19 protein-coding genes and 1 pseudogene are annotated in these 16521 nt (G+C 50.5%); 8 read left to right on the top strand and 12 right to left on the bottom strand.

Annotated features, from left to right (window positions below; translation table 11 throughout):
• Positions 1-3 precede the first annotated feature (3 nt).
• Genes BLP91_RS12495 through BLP91_RS12485 form a run of 3 tightly spaced genes read right to left on the bottom strand, consistent with a single transcriptional unit; the run spans position 4 to position 2546 of the window.
• Complete coding sequence (locus tag BLP91_RS12495; RefSeq protein ID WP_091571623.1) at positions 4-855, bottom strand: shikimate dehydrogenase; 852 nt, start codon at positions 853-855, stop codon at positions 4-6.
• A 33-nt stretch (positions 856-888) separates the two neighbouring features.
• On the bottom strand, positions 889-1989 hold the full coding sequence (gene yqeH, locus BLP91_RS12490; RefSeq protein ID WP_176757961.1) for a ribosome biogenesis GTPase YqeH: 1101 nt from the start codon (positions 1987-1989) through the stop codon (positions 889-891).
• A complete protein-coding gene (locus BLP91_RS12485; RefSeq protein WP_245662257.1) occupies positions 1989-2546 on the bottom strand; it encodes a YqeG family HAD IIIA-type phosphatase in 558 nt (185 codons plus the stop codon). The genes yqeH and BLP91_RS12485 overlap by 1 nt, the downstream gene beginning before the upstream one ends.
• Before the next feature lie 198 nt (positions 2547-2744).
• Here BLP91_RS12485 and BLP91_RS12480 point away from each other — a divergent pair, with 198 nt between their 5' ends.
• A complete protein-coding gene (locus tag BLP91_RS12480; RefSeq protein WP_091571617.1) occupies positions 2745-3236 on the top strand; it encodes a hypothetical protein in 492 nt (163 codons plus the stop codon).
• 52 nt (positions 3237-3288) lie between these two features.
• On the opposite strand, the pseudogene BLP91_RS12475 reads toward BLP91_RS12480, so the two are convergent.
• Positions 3289-4038, bottom strand: a pseudogene (locus BLP91_RS12475) (SDR family NAD(P)-dependent oxidoreductase).
• Positions 4039-4064: 26 nt separating this feature from the next.
• Positions 4065-4322: a MarR family winged helix-turn-helix transcriptional regulator gene (locus BLP91_RS12470; protein WP_342670300.1), complete on the bottom strand. Its 258-nt coding sequence runs from the start codon at positions 4320-4322 to the stop codon at positions 4065-4067.
• A gap of 102 nt (positions 4323-4424) precedes the next feature.
• Between BLP91_RS12470 and BLP91_RS17180 the strand changes: the two genes are divergently transcribed.
• From BLP91_RS17180 to BLP91_RS16430, 5 genes are all read left to right on the top strand, one after another.
• A complete protein-coding gene (locus BLP91_RS17180; RefSeq protein ID WP_245662256.1) occupies positions 4425-5366 on the top strand; it encodes an HNH/ENDO VII family nuclease in 942 nt (313 codons plus the stop codon).
• Positions 5363-5833: an SMI1/KNR4 family protein gene (locus tag BLP91_RS12460; RefSeq protein WP_091571612.1), complete on the top strand. Its 471-nt coding sequence runs from the start codon at positions 5363-5365 to the stop codon at positions 5831-5833. Before BLP91_RS17180 ends, BLP91_RS12460 begins: the two co-directional genes overlap by 4 nt.
• 428 nt (positions 5834-6261) lie before the next feature.
• Positions 6262-6696, top strand: a complete 435-nt coding sequence (locus BLP91_RS12455) for an imm11 family protein (RefSeq protein WP_091571609.1) — start codon at positions 6262-6264, stop codon at positions 6694-6696.
• 98 nt (positions 6697-6794) lie between these two features.
• Entirely contained in the window at positions 6795-7193 is a 399-nt protein-coding gene (locus tag BLP91_RS12450) for a hypothetical protein (protein WP_091571607.1), read from the top strand.
• A 159-nt stretch (positions 7194-7352) separates the two neighbouring features.
• A complete protein-coding gene (locus tag BLP91_RS16430; RefSeq protein ID WP_143003550.1) occupies positions 7353-7553 on the top strand; it encodes a hypothetical protein in 201 nt (66 codons plus the stop codon).
• Here the strand turns inward: BLP91_RS16430 and ric are convergent.
• The 7 genes from ric to yfkAB form a co-directional block, all read right to left on the bottom strand.
• Complete coding sequence (ric, locus tag BLP91_RS12445) at positions 7521-8228, bottom strand: iron-sulfur cluster repair di-iron protein (RefSeq protein ID WP_091571604.1); 708 nt, start codon at positions 8226-8228, stop codon at positions 7521-7523. The two genes, BLP91_RS16430 and ric, sit on opposite strands and share 33 nt — an antisense overlap.
• Positions 8229-8355: 127 nt before the next feature.
• Entirely contained in the window at positions 8356-9384 is a 1029-nt protein-coding gene (locus BLP91_RS12440; protein ID WP_176757967.1) for a FecCD family ABC transporter permease, read from the bottom strand.
• Positions 9384-10385, bottom strand: coding sequence for a FecCD family ABC transporter permease (locus BLP91_RS12435; RefSeq protein WP_091571598.1), 1002 nt, complete (start codon positions 10383-10385; stop codon positions 9384-9386). The genes BLP91_RS12440 and BLP91_RS12435 overlap by 1 nt, the downstream gene beginning before the upstream one ends.
• A gap of 61 nt (positions 10386-10446) precedes the next feature.
• A complete protein-coding gene (locus BLP91_RS12430; protein ID WP_091571596.1) occupies positions 10447-11358 on the bottom strand; it encodes an iron-hydroxamate ABC transporter substrate-binding protein in 912 nt (303 codons plus the stop codon).
• Positions 11309-12157, bottom strand: a complete 849-nt coding sequence (locus BLP91_RS12425) for an ABC transporter ATP-binding protein (RefSeq protein WP_091571593.1) — start codon at positions 12155-12157, stop codon at positions 11309-11311. The genes BLP91_RS12430 and BLP91_RS12425 overlap by 50 nt, the downstream gene beginning before the upstream one ends.
• Positions 12158-12605: 448 nt before the next feature.
• Positions 12606-13595 carry an asparaginase gene (locus BLP91_RS12420; RefSeq protein ID WP_091571590.1) on the bottom strand — a complete coding sequence of 330 codons (990 nt, stop codon included), beginning with the start codon at positions 13593-13595 and terminating at the stop codon, positions 12606-12608.
• A gap of 642 nt (positions 13596-14237) precedes the next feature.
• Positions 14238-15386 carry a radical SAM/CxCxxxxC motif protein YfkAB gene (gene yfkAB / locus BLP91_RS12415; RefSeq protein WP_091571587.1) on the bottom strand — a complete coding sequence of 383 codons (1149 nt, stop codon included), beginning with the start codon at positions 15384-15386 and terminating at the stop codon, positions 14238-14240.
• 603 nt (positions 15387-15989) lie between these two features.
• Between yfkAB and BLP91_RS12410 the strand changes: the two genes are divergently transcribed.
• Positions 15990-16115 (top strand): helix-turn-helix domain-containing protein, encoded by a 126-nt coding sequence (locus BLP91_RS12410; protein ID WP_091571584.1) that lies wholly within the window; start codon positions 15990-15992, stop codon positions 16113-16115.
• Between the two features lie 144 nt (positions 16116-16259).
• A partial coding sequence (locus BLP91_RS12405; protein ID WP_143003549.1) for a transposase occupies positions 16260-16521 on the top strand: 262 nt, incomplete at its 3' end.

Genomic DNA, 16521 nt, shown 5'->3' with positions numbered 1-16521 from the left:
CCGTCACGTCTCCTTCAGGGCTTCCTCCAGGATCTCCCGCATCGTCTCCGTCGGTGCTTCCTGCCCGGTCCACCGTCGGTAAGCCAGCGCTCCCTGGTGAAGCAGCATGCCCAGTCCCCCGTGAACCCGGGCGCCTCGGGTCCGCGCTTCTCTCATCAGACGGGTATCACGGGGATGATAAATCAGATCGCTCACCAACAACCCCTCGTGGAGGAAAGTGGGATCCACGGGGCACGCCTCGGTATCGGGGTACATACCGACAGAAGTGGTCTGCACCAGCAGGCTGGCCCCTTGAAGCTTCTCCCCCGCTTGATCCAGTCCGACCCCTTCTGTCTCCGTCCACGTCTTAAGACGAGCGGCCAGCTCCTGAGCCCGGGTTTCCGTCCGGTTGACCACGGTGATCCGCTGGACTCCCGCACGGGCGAGGGCATATCCCACCGCACGGGCCGCTCCGCCGGCACCGATCAACACCACTTGCTGCTCAGCGGGATCGATCCCGGTTTCGGTGACGAGGGAGCGCAAGTAGCCGGCTCCATCGGTATTGATCCCGATCAGGCGGCCCTCCTCCACCATCACCGTGTTGACCGCCCCGATCAACCGGGCGCTCTCCTCCACTTCATCCAGGTGATCCATTACCGTCACCTTGTGCGGGACGGTCACATTCCATCCTCGAAAGCCGAGAGCCCGCATTCCCTCGACAGCTTGTTTCAAGTCCTCCGGGGCCACATCGTAGGCCAAATAGATATAGGGAAGCCCCTGTTTTTGGTAAGCGGCGTTGATCATCTCCGGTGATTTGGAGTGGCTGACGGGGTGTCCGATCAGGCCCGTTTTCCGGATATTCGCGTCAAGGCGCAACCGATTTCTCCTCCCTTTTTATCATGTATGTGCTCACAGAATGGACGGACGAATCTCCACTCGGACGCCTTCCGGCACCCATAGATCCACTTGACCCCGTGCTTTTCCCGTAGCGATCCAGCCAAGGCCGGAGATGACCAGATCCTGTTTCTGAGTTCCGTTCAAATGGAAGGAATGCCGTCGCAAGGGCGGCAGGGAGTCCGGTTCCTCTGGCGGAATCAACAGTTCCCCCCGGTGTTTCACCCAGATCTCCTCCGCCTTTTCCAATTTGGTGCGGTGGATGTAGAGAGAGTTGGCCACGCTGCAGACAAAGGGCTGCCGCTCTCCTTCGATATAATCCATCCGGGCCAAGCCGCCGAAAAAGAGGGTTTGGCCATCGTTCAGTTGATACACTTTCGGTTTGATCTCCTGATCGGGAATGATCGCTTTCAACTCCTTGGGATCCACCCACTCGCTCATACGATCCCGGCGCAGGATTCCCGGCATATCTACGATCTCCTTCCCATCATCCAAGGGGATATGGATCGTGTCCAAGGTGGTTCCCGGATAGGGAGAAGTGGTGATCGACTCCTCTCCGTCACCAAACTCCTTCAACAAGCGATTGATCAGGGTGGATTTCCCCACGTTGGCCGTTCCGACCACGTAGACATCCCGTCCCTGGCGCTGCTTATCGATGGCCTCTACTACCTCGTCCAACCGATATCCTTTCGCCGCACTGGTCAGCACCACCTCGGCCGGTTTTACCCCCAGCTCCTTTGCCGAGCGGTATACCCACTCCTTCAGCCGCTGCACTTTGGCCGATTTGGGAAACAGGTCCAATTTGTTTCCCAAAATCAGAATCGGGTTGCCCCCGGTATGTCGCTGAATGCCTGGAATCCAACTCCCGGTGAAATCAAAGAGATCCACCACTTGGACAACCAGGGCCTCCTTTTCGCCGATTTCCCGAAGCATGGAGAGAACCTCATCCGGGTCCGCCTCCATCGGAGTCACTTCGTTATAGTGGCGGATGCGAAAACAGCGTTTGCAGATCACATGCTCCCGTTTCAGCGCTGCCGGGGGAACGTACCCCGGCCGATCCGGATTCTCCGTCTGCAGCTCGACACCGCATCCTTCACACCAATATGCCTCGTCCATCACTTCTGCTCCTCCCAACCCAACAATCCCCGCTGCTTCATCCAGCGCAGGATCATTCGTTCCATCAACCGATTGATTTTGGTGAAAATCCCTTCTGCATCGGAAACGGGAACCACCAGAATCGTATGTAACCCGAGGGTATTTCCCCCCAACACGTCGGTAAAGATCTGATCGCCGATCATCACCGAATCGGCCGCGGTCACTTCCAGTCTTCCCATCGCCTTTTTAAAAGCGGCGGAGAGGGGTTTTCGAGCCCGATGGATGAAGGGAACGCGCAGGGGGGTGGCAAACCGGGAGACCCGGGTTCGTTTGTTATTGGAGACGATCATCACCTTAAAGCCCATACCCCGCAGTTGATCCAGCCAGCTCACCAGCTCCGGCGTCGCCTGCGGCCGCGTCGACTCCACCAAGGTGTTGTCCAGGTCGACGATAACCGCTTTCACTCCCCGCCGCTGAAGTTCTCTAAAATCGATTTCATAGATAGACTGCACAAATTCGTCAGGAACCAACCGTTTTAACACTGCTCCACCCCATCGCCGCACAGGTTTATCGGCCATTACTATACCATACCCCCCAGAGCCCGGGCAAAAGAGACGGCAGAGTCATTCTCTCAAACCAAACCAACCGACAGAATCCCGAAGGCACGACACCTTCCATCCATCACACGTTGAAATTGTTGCCCGGCCTAACCCTTTCGCTAGCAAACCGCATATTCTATTCATAAGAGTTTAAAAGAGGGAAAAGGAGGATGTTGCGTGATCAATTTCAACATCGGCAGAAGAATCAACCAATTTAACAGCGAAGGGAGAAACATCGCCGTCATCCCCGGCGCCCAAATCGAAACTCTCGGCGATGGCAAGGTGACCATCACCCGAAAGGGCCGCTCAAATACCTACACCTTGCCCGACGGGTGCGTGGGTCGCAGCCTCTTCGCCGACCCCTCCCGCATCATCATCGACGGCTATCAGTTTAAGGACGGCGTCTTCGAAAAAGTACACCAAGCACATCCCGCTCTCTCCGGACCGGGGGCGATCCGGCTGATCGACGTCTCCTGCCCCGTCTGCCGGTACTCCTACAGACAAGTAGCCCTACCAGCCGACAACAGCATGGACCTCTACTGCCACCTTTGCAACCACTGGTTTGAGGCAAAGACGCTAGCAGGCGGCGTACAAGTCACCTTATTGCCGGAGGAGGATGACGATTGGGAAGACGACGAGGAGGATGAGGAGGAAGACGATCTCTGGTAACCCATTCCCCAGCCCTGTAAATGAAGGGACGGGGAAGTTAATGCTCAAGGGTCTATTGTGCGGCATAACCACCGTCGATCGGTAATTCAATCCCTGTAACAAAGCTGGACTCGTCACTGGCCAGATAGAGTACTCCCTGGGCGATATCCTCCGGCTGGCCAAACCGGGGGAGCGGGGTGGTTTGTTCCAACATCCCTCGGATCTGTTCATTCTTTAGAAGTTCCTCGGTCATCGGCGTTTCCACCACCCCGGGATGGACGGAGTTGACACGGATCGAATCCTTGGCAAATTCGATGGCAGCCCCTTTGGTCAGCATGCGGACCGCCCCCTTGGATGCTGTGTAGGCGCTCGCTCCAGATCCTCCCGTCAAACCGGCGATCGACGAAATATTGATAATCGAACCGCCGCCGTTTTCTTTCATTACCGGCACCACGGTTTTCATCCCCAAAAAGGTACCGGTGGCATGGATCCCCATCACCTTGTTCCACAAGGAAAGCGACGTCTCCAACAAACCGTTTTACGGTGAGACCCCCGCGTTGTTCACCAATATATCGATCTTTCCGTATTTCTCCACAACCTGTGAAACGATGCTTTCCCATTGTGCTTTTGAGGTCACATCGTGTTGAAAATAGGAAGCTTGCGGCGATACCTGCAACAATTCTTTCCCGGTCTGTTCCAGCAACTCTTCTTGGATATCCGTAATCACCACACAGGCGCCTTCCTTCGCAAACAAAAACGCCTCTTCTTTGCCTTGCCCCCCGGCCGCGCCCGTAATCAGGGCCACTTTTCCCTGCAATCGCATTTCGTAAGCATCCCCTTCCGATCATTTCAGAGCGACTCGCTTTGTTCTAACAACTTTTTATAGATGGATAAAAATTTTCGGATTTCCGTTTCATCCAGGGCTTGAAACAGATCCAGACGGAGTTGTTCCCCTTTTTCACGGGCTTCTGCAAGCACTTGTTCACCGGTCTCGGTCATCTGCAGATAGATTACCCGCCGATCCTTCTCATCCGCCTTCCTTTCCGCGTAACCGTCTTTGATCAGCCGATTGGCGATGTGGGTCATGGCTCCGGGGGTGAACCCCAGCTTGTCCGCTTATATCAAATGTTTTCTAACGGGCAAATTTAGGGGGAAGTATGTAACGTACCATCCTCTTTTTATTTATAATTCCAATAAAATTCATTGAATATGGCATGGGCCTTCGTCCCCTCTCTCGGCAAACTCATCCTGGGGCTTTTTCAACTGCTGTTATTCGGTTCTGAGTTGTTCATGCGGGAGACCCCCCCCCGTCTCGACCAGCATGGGTTATTGCTCATTCTCTATCTTTTTTTACTCCTTTTAGACGACCGATATATCGAGCCGGCATTGGGATACCTTGCCTTGAAAAAGGTAAGCAAAGGCGGCCAACTCCTCGGCAAAGTCGACGATACAATCACGGGCGGCAAGGTGACCGACTGGACCGAAAACATCTCCGATCCCATCCTGAAAAAACGGGACGACTTCGTCGAATGGGCCTGCGGCAACCGTTCCTCCGCTGCAACCCATCAAGTGCAGTACGCCTCTACCGGCATAATGATGGCCAAAGGCAGCCCCTCCGCTCCCACCGGAGATAGCAAATGTTTAGCGGAGCAGATTCTTGGGAAGTCGGATAAAAAAGACGACTTCCCATCAAAGACTCAGGACACAAATACAAAATCGGCGGATTCCTTTTACCAAGGCCTAAAAAACTCGAAAACATACAAACCAGTCCAATATGAAGGAACGACAAAAGTTGATGGAAAAGTACGGGATATCTCCCGAAGGGTTTATCAGAGGAAGGATATCAATTGGAATGTGATAGACCCTGAGACTGGTATGACCAACCTAGAACGCGCTAAAGATGGGAGACCACCATTAGGACAAGACGGAAAACCCCTTCAGCTACACCATATAATACAAAAGGAAGCAGGGCCAATGGTGGAAATCGTTGAGATGACTCATCGTCAATATAAAAAACAACTCCATGGTTTAGTTGGAAAGGGACAAAGTTTTAGAAATGACCCTGTATTGGACAAGCAGTACAATAATTTTAGAGCAAAGTATTGGAAATGGAGAGCAGAACAAATACAAAAGGAGGCAGATAAAAAATGAGTCAAGAAAAAATTTTGTCGATGATCCAACAATATGGTAATAATCGTTCTTTCACAGGTCCAGTGGATGATTCCCGGATTAAACAAATTGAAAACATGTTGGAAGTAACCTTACCTGATGATTACAAATGGTTTGTTCGGAACTTCGGCCACGGAGGTATCGCAGGTGTGGAAATATTGGGTATAGCAAAAACTGAGATCCCCACTTGTGTGAAATCCACCCAGACATATAGAGAAGAGGGTTTACCTCATTCTCTCGTTGTCATCGAGAACTGCGATGAATGGGTTTATTGCTTAGACACCAGTAAATTGGTTAATGGAGAATGCCCAGTTATTGATTGGGATTTTTTAGGGAATGCAGGCATACAAACATATAAAAACTTTTACGAATTCTTGTCGGATCGATTCTCAGATGCAGTAGAAAACCTATATGATGATGAAACAAATGGATCATACGATTACCTTTAATCACCTCTTGGTAAAATCGCACCATAACGATGCCGAGTACGTATCCCTTGAAAAGACGAAGAAATCTCTAATAAAACCCTATCGTGACATTGAAAGAAGAAACAACCCCGCTCCTGTAAAAAGAAGCGGGGTTGTTGTGTTATGAATTTTCCAAGGAGACTTGGATCTTTTGCTAAAAGGAATCCACATCGGGTAAAGCGTCTACCGACAAGGGTGTTGACTGGTACAATGGTTTTGAATAAAAGCAGTGGTGGCAGTTTGCTGTTAAAGTAACTTTTTCGGAGGTTTTATTCATGAGAGTTTGGTTACTAAAAAGCGATCTGAACGAGGAATTGGAAGATCTTTAGCTTCTAAATTTTGATGATGATTATGACAAGTATTTTAAGGACTTCAATCAACCGACACCCAAAAAAGCTCAATGGGGAGAGGTGGAGGTTTATACCTTATCGGAGGGGCAACAAAGTGATTTTCCTCAGTTTTGGGGTGATGTGACTCTCCCGGTCTTCTCAAAACATGCGCTACATGCGGTACACGACTTAATTAAAGATCAAGTGGAAGCACTGCCTTTAAAGCATTCCGAACATCAGTATTTTGCTATTCATGTATTAAATGTAGTGGATGCACTCGATTACGATAAAATAGAGGTTAAAAGAATGCTTCGATCCGGACGCAGGTCTGGAATCAAAAAATACTCTTTTTACCCTGAGAAAATCAAAGGACAACATATTTTTAAAGTGTATCTAGATGATAGAGTCCAATCTGATGTGTTGGTTTCTGACGAGTTCAAAGAAAGGGTCACCTCCAGTTCCCTCGTAGGATACAAGTTTGTTGAGGTATGGGACTCGGAACAATCGGATTCGTAAGCGACGGTCTGTTAAAATCAATAGGAGTGTATATTCAAACCGTCTGGGTCGATCCAGACGGTTTCTTTTGACATTGAATGAATATGAGGAGGTTTTCCATGGAGCGCTGGGAACAATGGGTGCCGATCGATCACATACCTCAACCAATATACCTAGATTCCCTTGTCGATGGCCACGAGGGAATCGTCATGAGGTTCAGCAGTGAAGATAGCGAAAAAAAGGTTTTGGTCCAATTTGACGGAGTGGTATGCTCCTATCGAAATACAGATGAAGGTCGTCTATTAAAAACATGGGATTTTCTCAGTCGCCATTATGGGGATCAATTTTACAGTACTTGGCCTCTATTTAAAGTGAAACATTCAGAATACCTGAATTGGTTTCTGAAAGAAAGCGCTGGGATCTATGAAGATATAGAAGTGACGCATTATGTTTTTATCACTCCCCATGATGTGGTTGACGTCCTGTCTACATTTGCACCCCGTGTGATGATCGAATAACGCTCACTCCACAAAAAATTGCAATGGATGAACTCACCTTATTTTCACCATAAAACACCCCCGCTCCTCCAAAGGAAGCGGGGTTTTAATATTACAGAGAGGCTCTGGCTTTTTCTCCGCTGAAAATCCGTATCCGGATAATAGGGGTCGGCCACTAGAATGTTGGACCGGTGCAGCGGGCTTCGGGGCAGAAGCAGTGGTGACGTCGGGCTTCAGGTGGTCCAGTCAGCGGTTAAAGATGGTGTCCAGTCGGTCGGTTTGGATGTTGCCCAAGGGGGACACGTCACCGAAGTCGGTCCCCATGGCTGGGAATACCGATCCCTATCTTCAGCGCACGGATTGCCTCAGGCGCTCAAATAGCACGTTGTTTTCCAGATGGATATGCTGAAACATGTCAGCCTCCAGCTCTTCCAATTTGGAGAAAGACAAGGTGTACGTTCGACAAGCGTCTTCCGGCAATGCATAATCCTTCGAAACCCTTCTCATCTCTTTGAGAAGTTCGCCCGTCTGATCGTGTTCCGCTTCTAAACGGTCGATTACTTGAACCGCTTGATCCAAAACGTCCCGGGAAACTGTCTCTTCATATTCTTTCACGAGAGGAAAGATCTCCTCTTCTTCTTTGTCTAAATGCTCTTCCAGCTCCTCTTTGAGGCGGTGAAACAATGGATGCAACTCGGTGAGCTCGGGATGGGCTGCACCATGTCGATAGGTGACCTTGGTGACAAAGGCGCTTAAAACCGGCAGTTCCTCTCGCAAATAATCGTGATGCGTTTTCATGATGTGGTCGACTAATTCCGAATAGCGCGCTTTACGCCAATCGACGGTATTCTGATTCGATTGTCTCTTCCGGTAGGCCTCATTGAGCTGTTGAAGAAAGGCTTCCTCATCGAGTTTGCGTTGGCGCAGGGCTTTCGTCAACGTTCGCTTTCCTCCGCAGCAGAAGTCGATGTTGTATTTTTTAAACAGGTTGCTCGCGCCTGGAAAGTCTGAAACAATTTCACCGATTTGCTCTTCCCCGTTAAATTTTTTCTCCATTTTAGACACCTCCTGTACGGTGATTATACAGGGCGGTGTCACAGAGCGCTGTGAATCATATCACACGATCAGACCATTTTTCACCTCTGTGCCGATTGAGACTCATTGCCGATGTACCCCTCTCGTATCAACTACCACCTTCAACGTGATTCGCCTGTTTAAACAGCAAATAGATAAAATAAGGAGCACCAATGAGGGACACGACGACACCAGCCGGCACACCCTCCGGGGCAACCAAGTTTCGGCCGATGGTATCCGCTAAAAGCAACAACCAACCACCTAGCAACAGACAGAGCGGCATGTACAGCTGTGCCCGATGCCCGATCATCACTTTGGCCAAATGGGGAGCCATCAGACCGACAAAAGCGATTCCTCCCGTCACAGATGTCGCCACAGCGGCCAAGGCGACAGCAGCGAGAAGGAGTTGAAATCGTTCCCGGTTGGTCCTGACCCCCACTCCGATCGCCACCGATTCATCCATGCTGAGAAGGTTTATCTGAGTCGATTTAAACCATATAAAAGGGACCGCGAGCAATAACCACGGCAATATCGCCCATAAGAAGGGCCAATCGTCCCCCCAAACGGACCCGGCCAGCCATTTAGCGATAAAATCAACCTTTTGCCGCTCTGCTGAGGAGATGAGAACGATCATCGCCCCAGACAGGGCAGTCGAAAAACCCACCCCAATCAGTACGAGACGGATGGGTTGAAGCCCTGTTCGTCGTTCATAAGCCAACACATAAATCGCGATAGCGGTGATGAACGCTCCCACAAAGGCAACGAAGGGGATGGCATAGGCGAAATTGCCCACATCCAAGGGAAAGAACAAGAAAAAGAGGGCAATCGCCACTCCAGCACCTGAATGGATCCCGATAATCCCCGGATCGGCCAAGTCATTACGTGCCACTGCTTGCAAGATGGCACCGGACAAGGCGAGGGCCATTCCGGCCATCAGTGTGATCAAGATGCGGGGAAGACGAATCGAAAAAAGAATAAATTCTTCCTTAAAACTTCCCCCGCCGAACAAGGTGGGAATGATGCGATCATAAGGGAGGGAGGCGTCGCCGAGCCCCATACCCATCACGATAGTGATCACCGTCATCGCAAACAGCGCACTGATCAACCTCTTTTGTCTGCGTCGAAGGGATTGTGAAATCATAGGAATGCTCGACCGCCTTTACGTACAATGATGAGAAAGAAGGGGAGCCCCATTACCGCGACAATGGCAACGACAGGGGTTTCATATGGAGCATGGATGGTTCGGCCGATGGTGTCCGCTAACAACATAAAGGCGGCTCCGACAAGGGTAGCCGACGGTATGATCAAACGGTAATCTGTTCCAACGATGGCACGGACGATATGCGGGACTAACAGGCCGACAAAGGCTAAGTTTCCGGCTAATGAAACCGCCGCACCCGCCAATAAAATAATCATCACAAAAAGAGCGGCTCTGATCCGCGAAGTGTTTTGTCCGAGGCCGACAGCCACTTCCTCATTTAAGCTTAAAATGGTCAGTTGGCGGGACAGGAAAATCGCTCCGAGGATGCTTAAGAAAACGATCGGTGTCACCCATTGAAGCTGATCCCAGGTGGTTCCGATCAGGCCACCTGCTGTCCACATCGAGACATCCTTAGGAATGTCAAAAACCAAGGCAACACCTTCAGCAACGGCAAATAAAAACGTAGACACCGCTGCTCCAGCTAAAATGAGACGAAAAGGGGAAAGACCGTCTCTTTGCAGGTTTCCGATCCCAAAAACGATCAATGATCCGATGGCAGCTCCGATAAAACTGGCAATCATGAGGCCTAGATGGTTGAGCCCGGGAAAGACGGCGATCGCAATCGCCAAGGTTGCATTGGCACCAGCCGTGAGGCCGAGCAATCCCGGATCAGCGAGAGGATTGCGGGTCATCCCCTGCATAATGGCCCCGGATACGGATAAAGCCGCCCCGACGACAACAGCAGCAACTCCGCGAGGAAACCGAATTTCGCGCAAGATGTTGATGTGATCGTTCGTTTGAGAAGAGGTGAGCGCCTGCCAAAAATCCCCTAGGGTTGTATCGGCTGCACCGAAGATCATCGATCCGACAAACATGAACGCCAATAGCAGAACGAACCCACAAAATTGAATAGGAAACGATAACGCCTGACCTTTCATCGATCCTTTTCCCCTTTCTCCCAACACTCAAGAAAAAACGGGCCGATTACCCGCCTTTCCATCATCGACCGAGAAATTTCTGTTTGAAGACCTTCAATTGATATTCCAGGGTAAGCGGATCGTTGAAGAAAAACGCCTTCCCATCCACCACAAAAACTCGGTCCTTTTTAACCGCTGGAATGTTTTGATAGGTATCTGTCTCCATAAAGGAGTTGTCCGTATCATTAAATGTACTGACAACGAGATAATCGCCGGCAAACTGGGGAAGCACTTCAGGGGAGATCGCATGATAACCGGACTCCGAAGCTACTTTCTCCACTCTTTTCGGCATGTTCAAACCCATCGCCTGATAGAGGATCTCTGTGCCGCGTCCCCAATTATCCCCATACACGTAGAGCTGTTTGTCATATTTTTCGATGACAGATACCGTTGCATCCTCGCCAATTTTTTCTTTGATCTCCTGTCCAGTTTCCTTTGCTCGTTTTTTAAAATCTTTCACCCATGCTTTCGCTTTCTTTTCTTTATTGAGTAATTTGCCGATTTCAATATGTTGCTGAAGATAATCCAGCTTTCCATAGGTAAAGGTTACAGTAGGAGCGATTTTCTTCAATTTATCTACATTTTTGGTGTTTGAAAGGCCGATGATCAGGTCCGGATTGAGTTCGATGATCTTTTCCAGGTTTTCATCGGAGACTTCAGGCACATCTTTCAGTCTCTTTTGCCAGCGTGGATTCTTCTTGGACCAGGAGTCGACACCGACGGGTTTGACTCCGAGGGCCATCACGTTACCGGTAAAGGATGAAAGGACAACGACGCGCTGGGGATTCGCAGGGACCTGGACGGGACCTTGTTCCGATTGATAGGTGATCGTCTCCCCTGACGCCTCCTCATGATCTGAACTCTGCGCTGGGTTGCCACAGGCACTAACGAACAGTAGCGACAGTACCAGGATGGGAATCAGCCATCTCTTCATGATGTTCAACTTCTCCTTTGATCAGATGATAGGTGAGACATATGGGCTTATCCGTACGTGGATCTCGATCGATGATCGCATCGATATGAAAGATTTCCCGCAACACATCAGGGGAGATCACTTCTTCACTGGTCCCCGCCTTGACGACTCGGCCCCGTTTCATCGCGATCATGTAGTCGGCAAAGCGCGCCGCTTGATTGAGGTCGTGAAGCACCATGATGATCGTCCGCCCCTGTTCTCGATTCAATTTTTGCAGCAATTCCAGCACTTCTAGTTGATGAGCTAAATCGAGATAGGTCGTCGGTTCATCCAAAAAGATAATATCCGTCTCTTGGGCCAACGCCAGCGCAATCCAGACACGTTGACGCTGACCACCTGATAACGTATCGACAGGACGATCCTTAAACCCTTCTGTGCCTGTCATCTCCAACGCCCAATCGATCATTTTACGATCTTGCTCGGTCAATCGACCCCAACCTTTTTGGTAAGGAAAGCGACCAAAAGAAACCAGCTCCGCCACGGTTAACCCGCTAGCTCCTTCTGGAGTCTGGGGCAAAATCGCCAAGTTTTTCGCGACGGTTTTTGTGTTCTCTCGTGCTATGTCCATCCCATCTAACAAGACCGATCCGGAGCGCGGAGAGATGATGCGCGTCATCGCCTTTAACAGCGTCGATTTCCCGCATCCGTTTGGCCCAATGATCGCAGTCATCTGCTGGTCTGGAATGGAAACATTTAAACCTTGAACAATCAGACGGTCGCCATATCCAATGTGCAAATTTTCCGCGTGCAAGCGAGACATTCGAAGTGACCTCCATCCACGATGAGCCTCAATCGCTCCCTTGATTATGATAACGATTATCAGTATCACTTTAACAAGAGGATGTAGATCCTGTCAATTGACAACCAGTCGGTCGCCCACTATCAAAATGACTGGCTATCATATGCCTCATCGTGATCAAAACGGAAGGCGACAAAACGCATCGGATCCTCCGATTGGACGGACTGGTGCGATCTTACGGATGGAGATGAAGTACAGCATCGATTTATGATGGTGACGAATCTCTCCAGTCGAAGGGATCGGCAGCCACAAAAAACCGCCTCCCCATTATAGGAGTAGGCGGTAGACTCTTCTATTGTGCGGAATGACCACTGTCGTGTTGAAATAGGAAGCTTGCAGCGAGACCTGCAACAGTTCTTTCCCGGGATAAAATGGCGAATCCATGTTTCTAGCGGTAGTCCTTCGCTATTTAATATTCGTCAAAGATTTGCTGGATGGCAGCTCGCTCTTGAGTAACTAGAAGCGATAACATCAGTAAAATGCGTGCTTTGTGGGGCAATAGGTTGTCTGCTGTGATACAGCTCTGCCAGCTTTCCCGGTTCAGCATCACCACTCTGCCATTGCCGACGCGACTGCTTCGGACAACGTGTATATCACGTTCTACCGCCTCAATCAGGCCCGCCTTCTCCTCGGAGGTGCAGTGCCCGCCTCCTGTTCCTGCCAAAACGATCCCCTGGTATCGGCCGCTTCGGATGATATATTGAATGAGATCTTGATCTGCACCGGCATGAGAGTAAAGAATAGCCACTTTGGGAAAGGCGGAGATGGACAGCTTGGAAAATTGCGAGTGAACCGTGTGTTTACGCGATGGTGAGCGGTAAAACTGCACCTTTCGGTCGGGATCGACGTATCCCAACAACCCCAATTGCCCCGATTGAAAAGCTTCCACCCGATACGTATTCGCCTTGGTCGCCTCTCGCGCACAGTTGATTTCATCGTTTAAGACCACGAGCACCCCTTTTCCGATAGAGGCCGGCTCGGACGCCACACGAACGGCATTGATTAAGTTGAAGGGAGCGTCACTCCCGATAGCAGAGAAGGGGCGTTGCGAGCCCACCAACACGACGGGTTTATGCGAATGGACCGTCAGATGGAGAAAGTAAGCAGTCTCTTCCAGGGTACTCGTACCATGAGTAATGACAACTCCGTCATAATCCTCCTCATTGAAGAGGCGTTCAATTCTATTTTTTAAGTCTAACCAATGAGCGGGAGAGATGTTTGAGCTTCCGACGTTAGTCATCTGTTCCACATCGATATCGGCAATCTCTCGGATCTCTGGGATTTCCCGCAGAAGATCATCTCCTGTGTAAAAACCGGACTGATAATCTTTCAGATCCAAACGGTGGATCCCGCGACCGGATATGGTTCCACCCGTCGCAATCAGTTTAATTTTCTTCATGGTTGTTATACACCACCCTGTTACACTTGGTTTTTTTCGGATGATGCTACATCCAATAGGACGTTGAAAGAGGCACGGATGACGCTTGGGTCCCACCCGTTGATCTAGCGGGCCACCACATGGCAGCCCTTCAGCTTAACAGACCGCGCGCAATTGCTGTCACAGCCATGATCGACGCGATGATAAGCGCGATCGGAATGCCTTTTTTCTGAAGATCTTCAATCTAAAGATCTTCAAAATGTACATATTGAATGATGACGAATATGAAAACAGCCCAGTTCACGCCATCAGACCATTGATTTCCTCCACTTGTATCTTCTCGTTATAACTAATGGCCTTGTGCCCAATCTCCATTGATTCAATCGCCCCTTTTTAAGTAGCATTAATCGTTTGGGTTCAATTTCCTATTCACTATTGAGTAGACACTTCAACTATATCACAGGTTTTTGGCACCGTTTTGCGCATTTGGGACACTCGGTTACGCCGAGGTGTTGCTATTTCCGTCGTGTACATCGCCCACGAAATTGGGATGCGCTATCAGTCATTTTCGTTATCTCCCCTCAACATCGGTGCCCCACACACGAGTTAAATACAACAAATATACAACCCCCGCTCCTCCAAAGGAAGCGGGGGTTTGTGTGCTCATATGGTTTCCAGGGAGAGCTGGGCTTTTTTCTGTTGAAAGTCCGTACTCGGGTAGTAGGCATCAGCGACGAGGATGTTGGGGCCGGTGCAGCGGGCTTCGGGACAGAAGCAGTGGTGACGGCGAGCTTCGGCGTGGTCCAGCCAGCGGTTAAAGATGGTGTCAAGTCGGTCAGTTTGGATATTGCCCAGAGGGGGCACATCGCCAAAATCGGTGACGATGACGTCGCCGGTGAAGGTGTTGACATTGAGTCGGTTGCGGCCATCGGGATCGTTGCGAACGGTGATGTTTTTTTCTTTGTGCAGACGTAGCCACAGCTCCCGGTCCGCCGGGTTGTCACTGCAGGGGTAAAAGGGTAAGGTTCCAAAGAGAATCCAGACCCCCTCATCCCGGTGGTCAACCAGTTGATGGATCGTCTCCCGGAAAGTATCCAGGGAGATCAATTCCATCCCCCGGGCAAAGTCGCTGGGATAGAGCGGATGCACCTCATGACGGCGGCAGCCCATCTCCGCCACATCCCGGTGCATCTGGACGATGTGGGGGGAAGTGAAGGGGCTGAGCAGTGTCTCGGCGGAGACAAATACCCCCGCCTTGGAGAGAGCTTTGGCATTGTCTACCATCCGGTGGAATAATTTTTCTCCCGCCTTCTGTGGCACCTCCCGCCCGTATTTTTCAAAGGCGATCCGGTGAAAGTCCGCCGCATCCCGATAGTTGTAGGAAATGTGGAGGACATCCACATCCTCCACCCAGTCCTCGTACCGGGACAGGGGAAGGGTTAGGTTGGAGTTGATCTGGGTGTAAATCCCCCGTTCCCGGGCGTAACGCAACAAAGGTCGGATCGTCTCCTCGACGACCCGGGGGCTTAACACCGGTTCCCCGCCAGTGATGCTCAGGGTTTGCAAGGTATCCACTTCCTCCAACCGCCGGATCAGGGTCTCCACCGGCAGCGCCACCCCTTCCTCCTTGACCAGCATCTCCCCGACAGCACAATGCTCACAGCGAAGATTGCAGAGCTGGGTGACGGTAAACTCCACGCCGGTCAACTCATGCCGCCCTTTCCGCATTCGAGTGTACCAAGGATCCCACGGATCCCAGTCCGGAGACAGAGGCTTTTTAACGAGCGCGGTGCCGGTTTCTGTTTGGTTCATCGTTTCTCACTCCCGGTATGATGTCCAGGATGAGTATAGGGATAGACAGAGCCTCCGGTCAATCCCAGGACATCCAGTCAACCAACTCTGATTACTTTTTCTTCGCCTGTTTCTTCACCGTGTCCAGCAGTTTTTCCACCTTTCACCACCGCATCGCGCTCTTTGGATCCTGCATCACGTCCTTATGCGCACCCCTCCTCAAACAGCTTGTTCCTTCTCAGTTTATCCCGACGCCACCCGATTTTCATCAAGATTCGGTTAATAGAGGATGATCCGAAGAAAAAACCTGCCCTCCGCTAAAAGCTTCGGACAGCATTTAAAAAAGCCGCTAGCATGTGGCTTTGTTCACGCGAAGATGACTTTACAGTGTCTTTATGCCCTTAAAGCGTGGTTTTTATTATTGATCATGTGAATCGCTCGTCCCAAAGCCCCTTCGGCCGCTTCCTGGAGAATTTCAGGCAATGTGGGATGGACATGAATGATGAGAGCCAGATCCTCGGTGCTCAACCAGCGTGTTTGTGGACGAAGAGACGATCCGCTCCTCGACCCTGATGCAGATCATTCAAGAGCGATCCCTCCCCTCCAGCCCCCCCTCCCATTCCCATGGAAACACGAAATAAGGCTTTCAAAGATGCACTGGAAAAAACCCACGGCAATATCTCCAAAGCGGCTAAACTGTTGGGCGTTTCCCGGACCACCTTTTACCGTTGGTTAAAAGAGCAGAAGTAAATGATGTCCCCACCCACGAAGAAACGGGCTGTGTGTGACACAGCCCGTTTCTCAGGCTGTCGAGAAAGTCTCGACAGCCTATTTTTTTGCCGAATCCTTTTCACTGCTTCCCACCGTTTATTAGGTTGAAGAAGAATGGGAGGGATGGGTGTGTTACGTTCCAATAAAGAGAAACAAAATGAGCTGGAGTTTGTCTGTATTGAAGAATTAGTTCCGGAAGATCACTTGCTCCGCAAAGTGGACAAGCATATCGACTTTTCTTTTATCACGGACAAGGTGCGGCCTTTGTATTGTGAGAACAATGGAAGGCCCTCCATTGATCCGGTCGTTCTCTTTAAAATGATGTTTATCGGGTATTTGTTCGGGATTCGTTCTGAACGTCAATTGGAAAAAGAGATTCGAGTTA

This window comes from Melghirimyces thermohalophilus (assembly GCF_900102685.1).
In the GTDB taxonomy this organism is placed as follows: Bacteria; Bacillota; Bacilli; order Thermoactinomycetales; family DSM-45169; genus Melghirimyces; species Melghirimyces thermohalophilus.
The sequence above is the reverse complement of the archived record's forward strand: the minus strand, read 5'-3'. Positions and strand labels throughout refer to the sequence as shown.

Excerpts from the sequence above, each read along its gene's own strand:
- BLP91_RS12450 (WP_091571607.1), top strand. The coding sequence starts at position 6,795 with ATGGAGCGCTGGGAACAATGGGTGCCGATCGATCACATACCTCAACCA.
- yqeH (WP_176757961.1), bottom strand. The coding sequence starts at position 1,989 with ATGGACGAGGCATATTGGTGTGAAGGATGCGGTGTCGAGCTGCAGACG.
- BLP91_RS12420 (WP_091571590.1), bottom strand. The coding sequence starts at position 13,595 with ATGAAGAAAATTAAACTGATTGCGACGGGTGGAACCATATCCGGTCGC.
- BLP91_RS12460 (WP_091571612.1), top strand. The coding sequence starts at position 5,363 with ATGAGTCAAGAAAAAATTTTGTCGATGATCCAACAATATGGTAATAAT.
- BLP91_RS17180 (WP_245662256.1), top strand. The coding sequence starts at position 4,425 with ATGGCATGGGCCTTCGTCCCCTCTCTCGGCAAACTCATCCTGGGGCTT.
- BLP91_RS16430 (WP_143003550.1), top strand. The coding sequence starts at position 7,353 with ATGTTGGACCGGTGCAGCGGGCTTCGGGGCAGAAGCAGTGGTGACGTC.
- ric (WP_091571604.1), bottom strand. The coding sequence starts at position 8,228 with ATGGAGAAAAAATTTAACGGGGAAGAGCAAATCGGTGAAATTGTTTCA.
- BLP91_RS12435 (WP_091571598.1), bottom strand. The coding sequence starts at position 10,385 with ATGAAAGGTCAGGCGTTATCGTTTCCTATTCAATTTTGTGGGTTCGTT.
- BLP91_RS12485 (WP_245662257.1), bottom strand. The coding sequence starts at position 2,546 with ATGGCCGATAAACCTGTGCGGCGATGGGGTGGAGCAGTGTTAAAACGG.
- yfkAB (WP_091571587.1), bottom strand. The coding sequence starts at position 15,386 with ATGAACCAAACAGAAACCGGCACCGCGCTCGTTAAAAAGCCTCTGTCT.
- BLP91_RS12430 (WP_091571596.1), bottom strand. The coding sequence starts at position 11,358 with ATGAAGAGATGGCTGATTCCCATCCTGGTACTGTCGCTACTGTTCGTT.
- BLP91_RS12425 (WP_091571593.1), bottom strand. The coding sequence starts at position 12,157 with ATGTCTCGCTTGCACGCGGAAAATTTGCACATTGGATATGGCGACCGT.
- BLP91_RS12410 (WP_091571584.1), top strand. The coding sequence starts at position 15,990 with ATGGAAACACGAAATAAGGCTTTCAAAGATGCACTGGAAAAAACCCAC.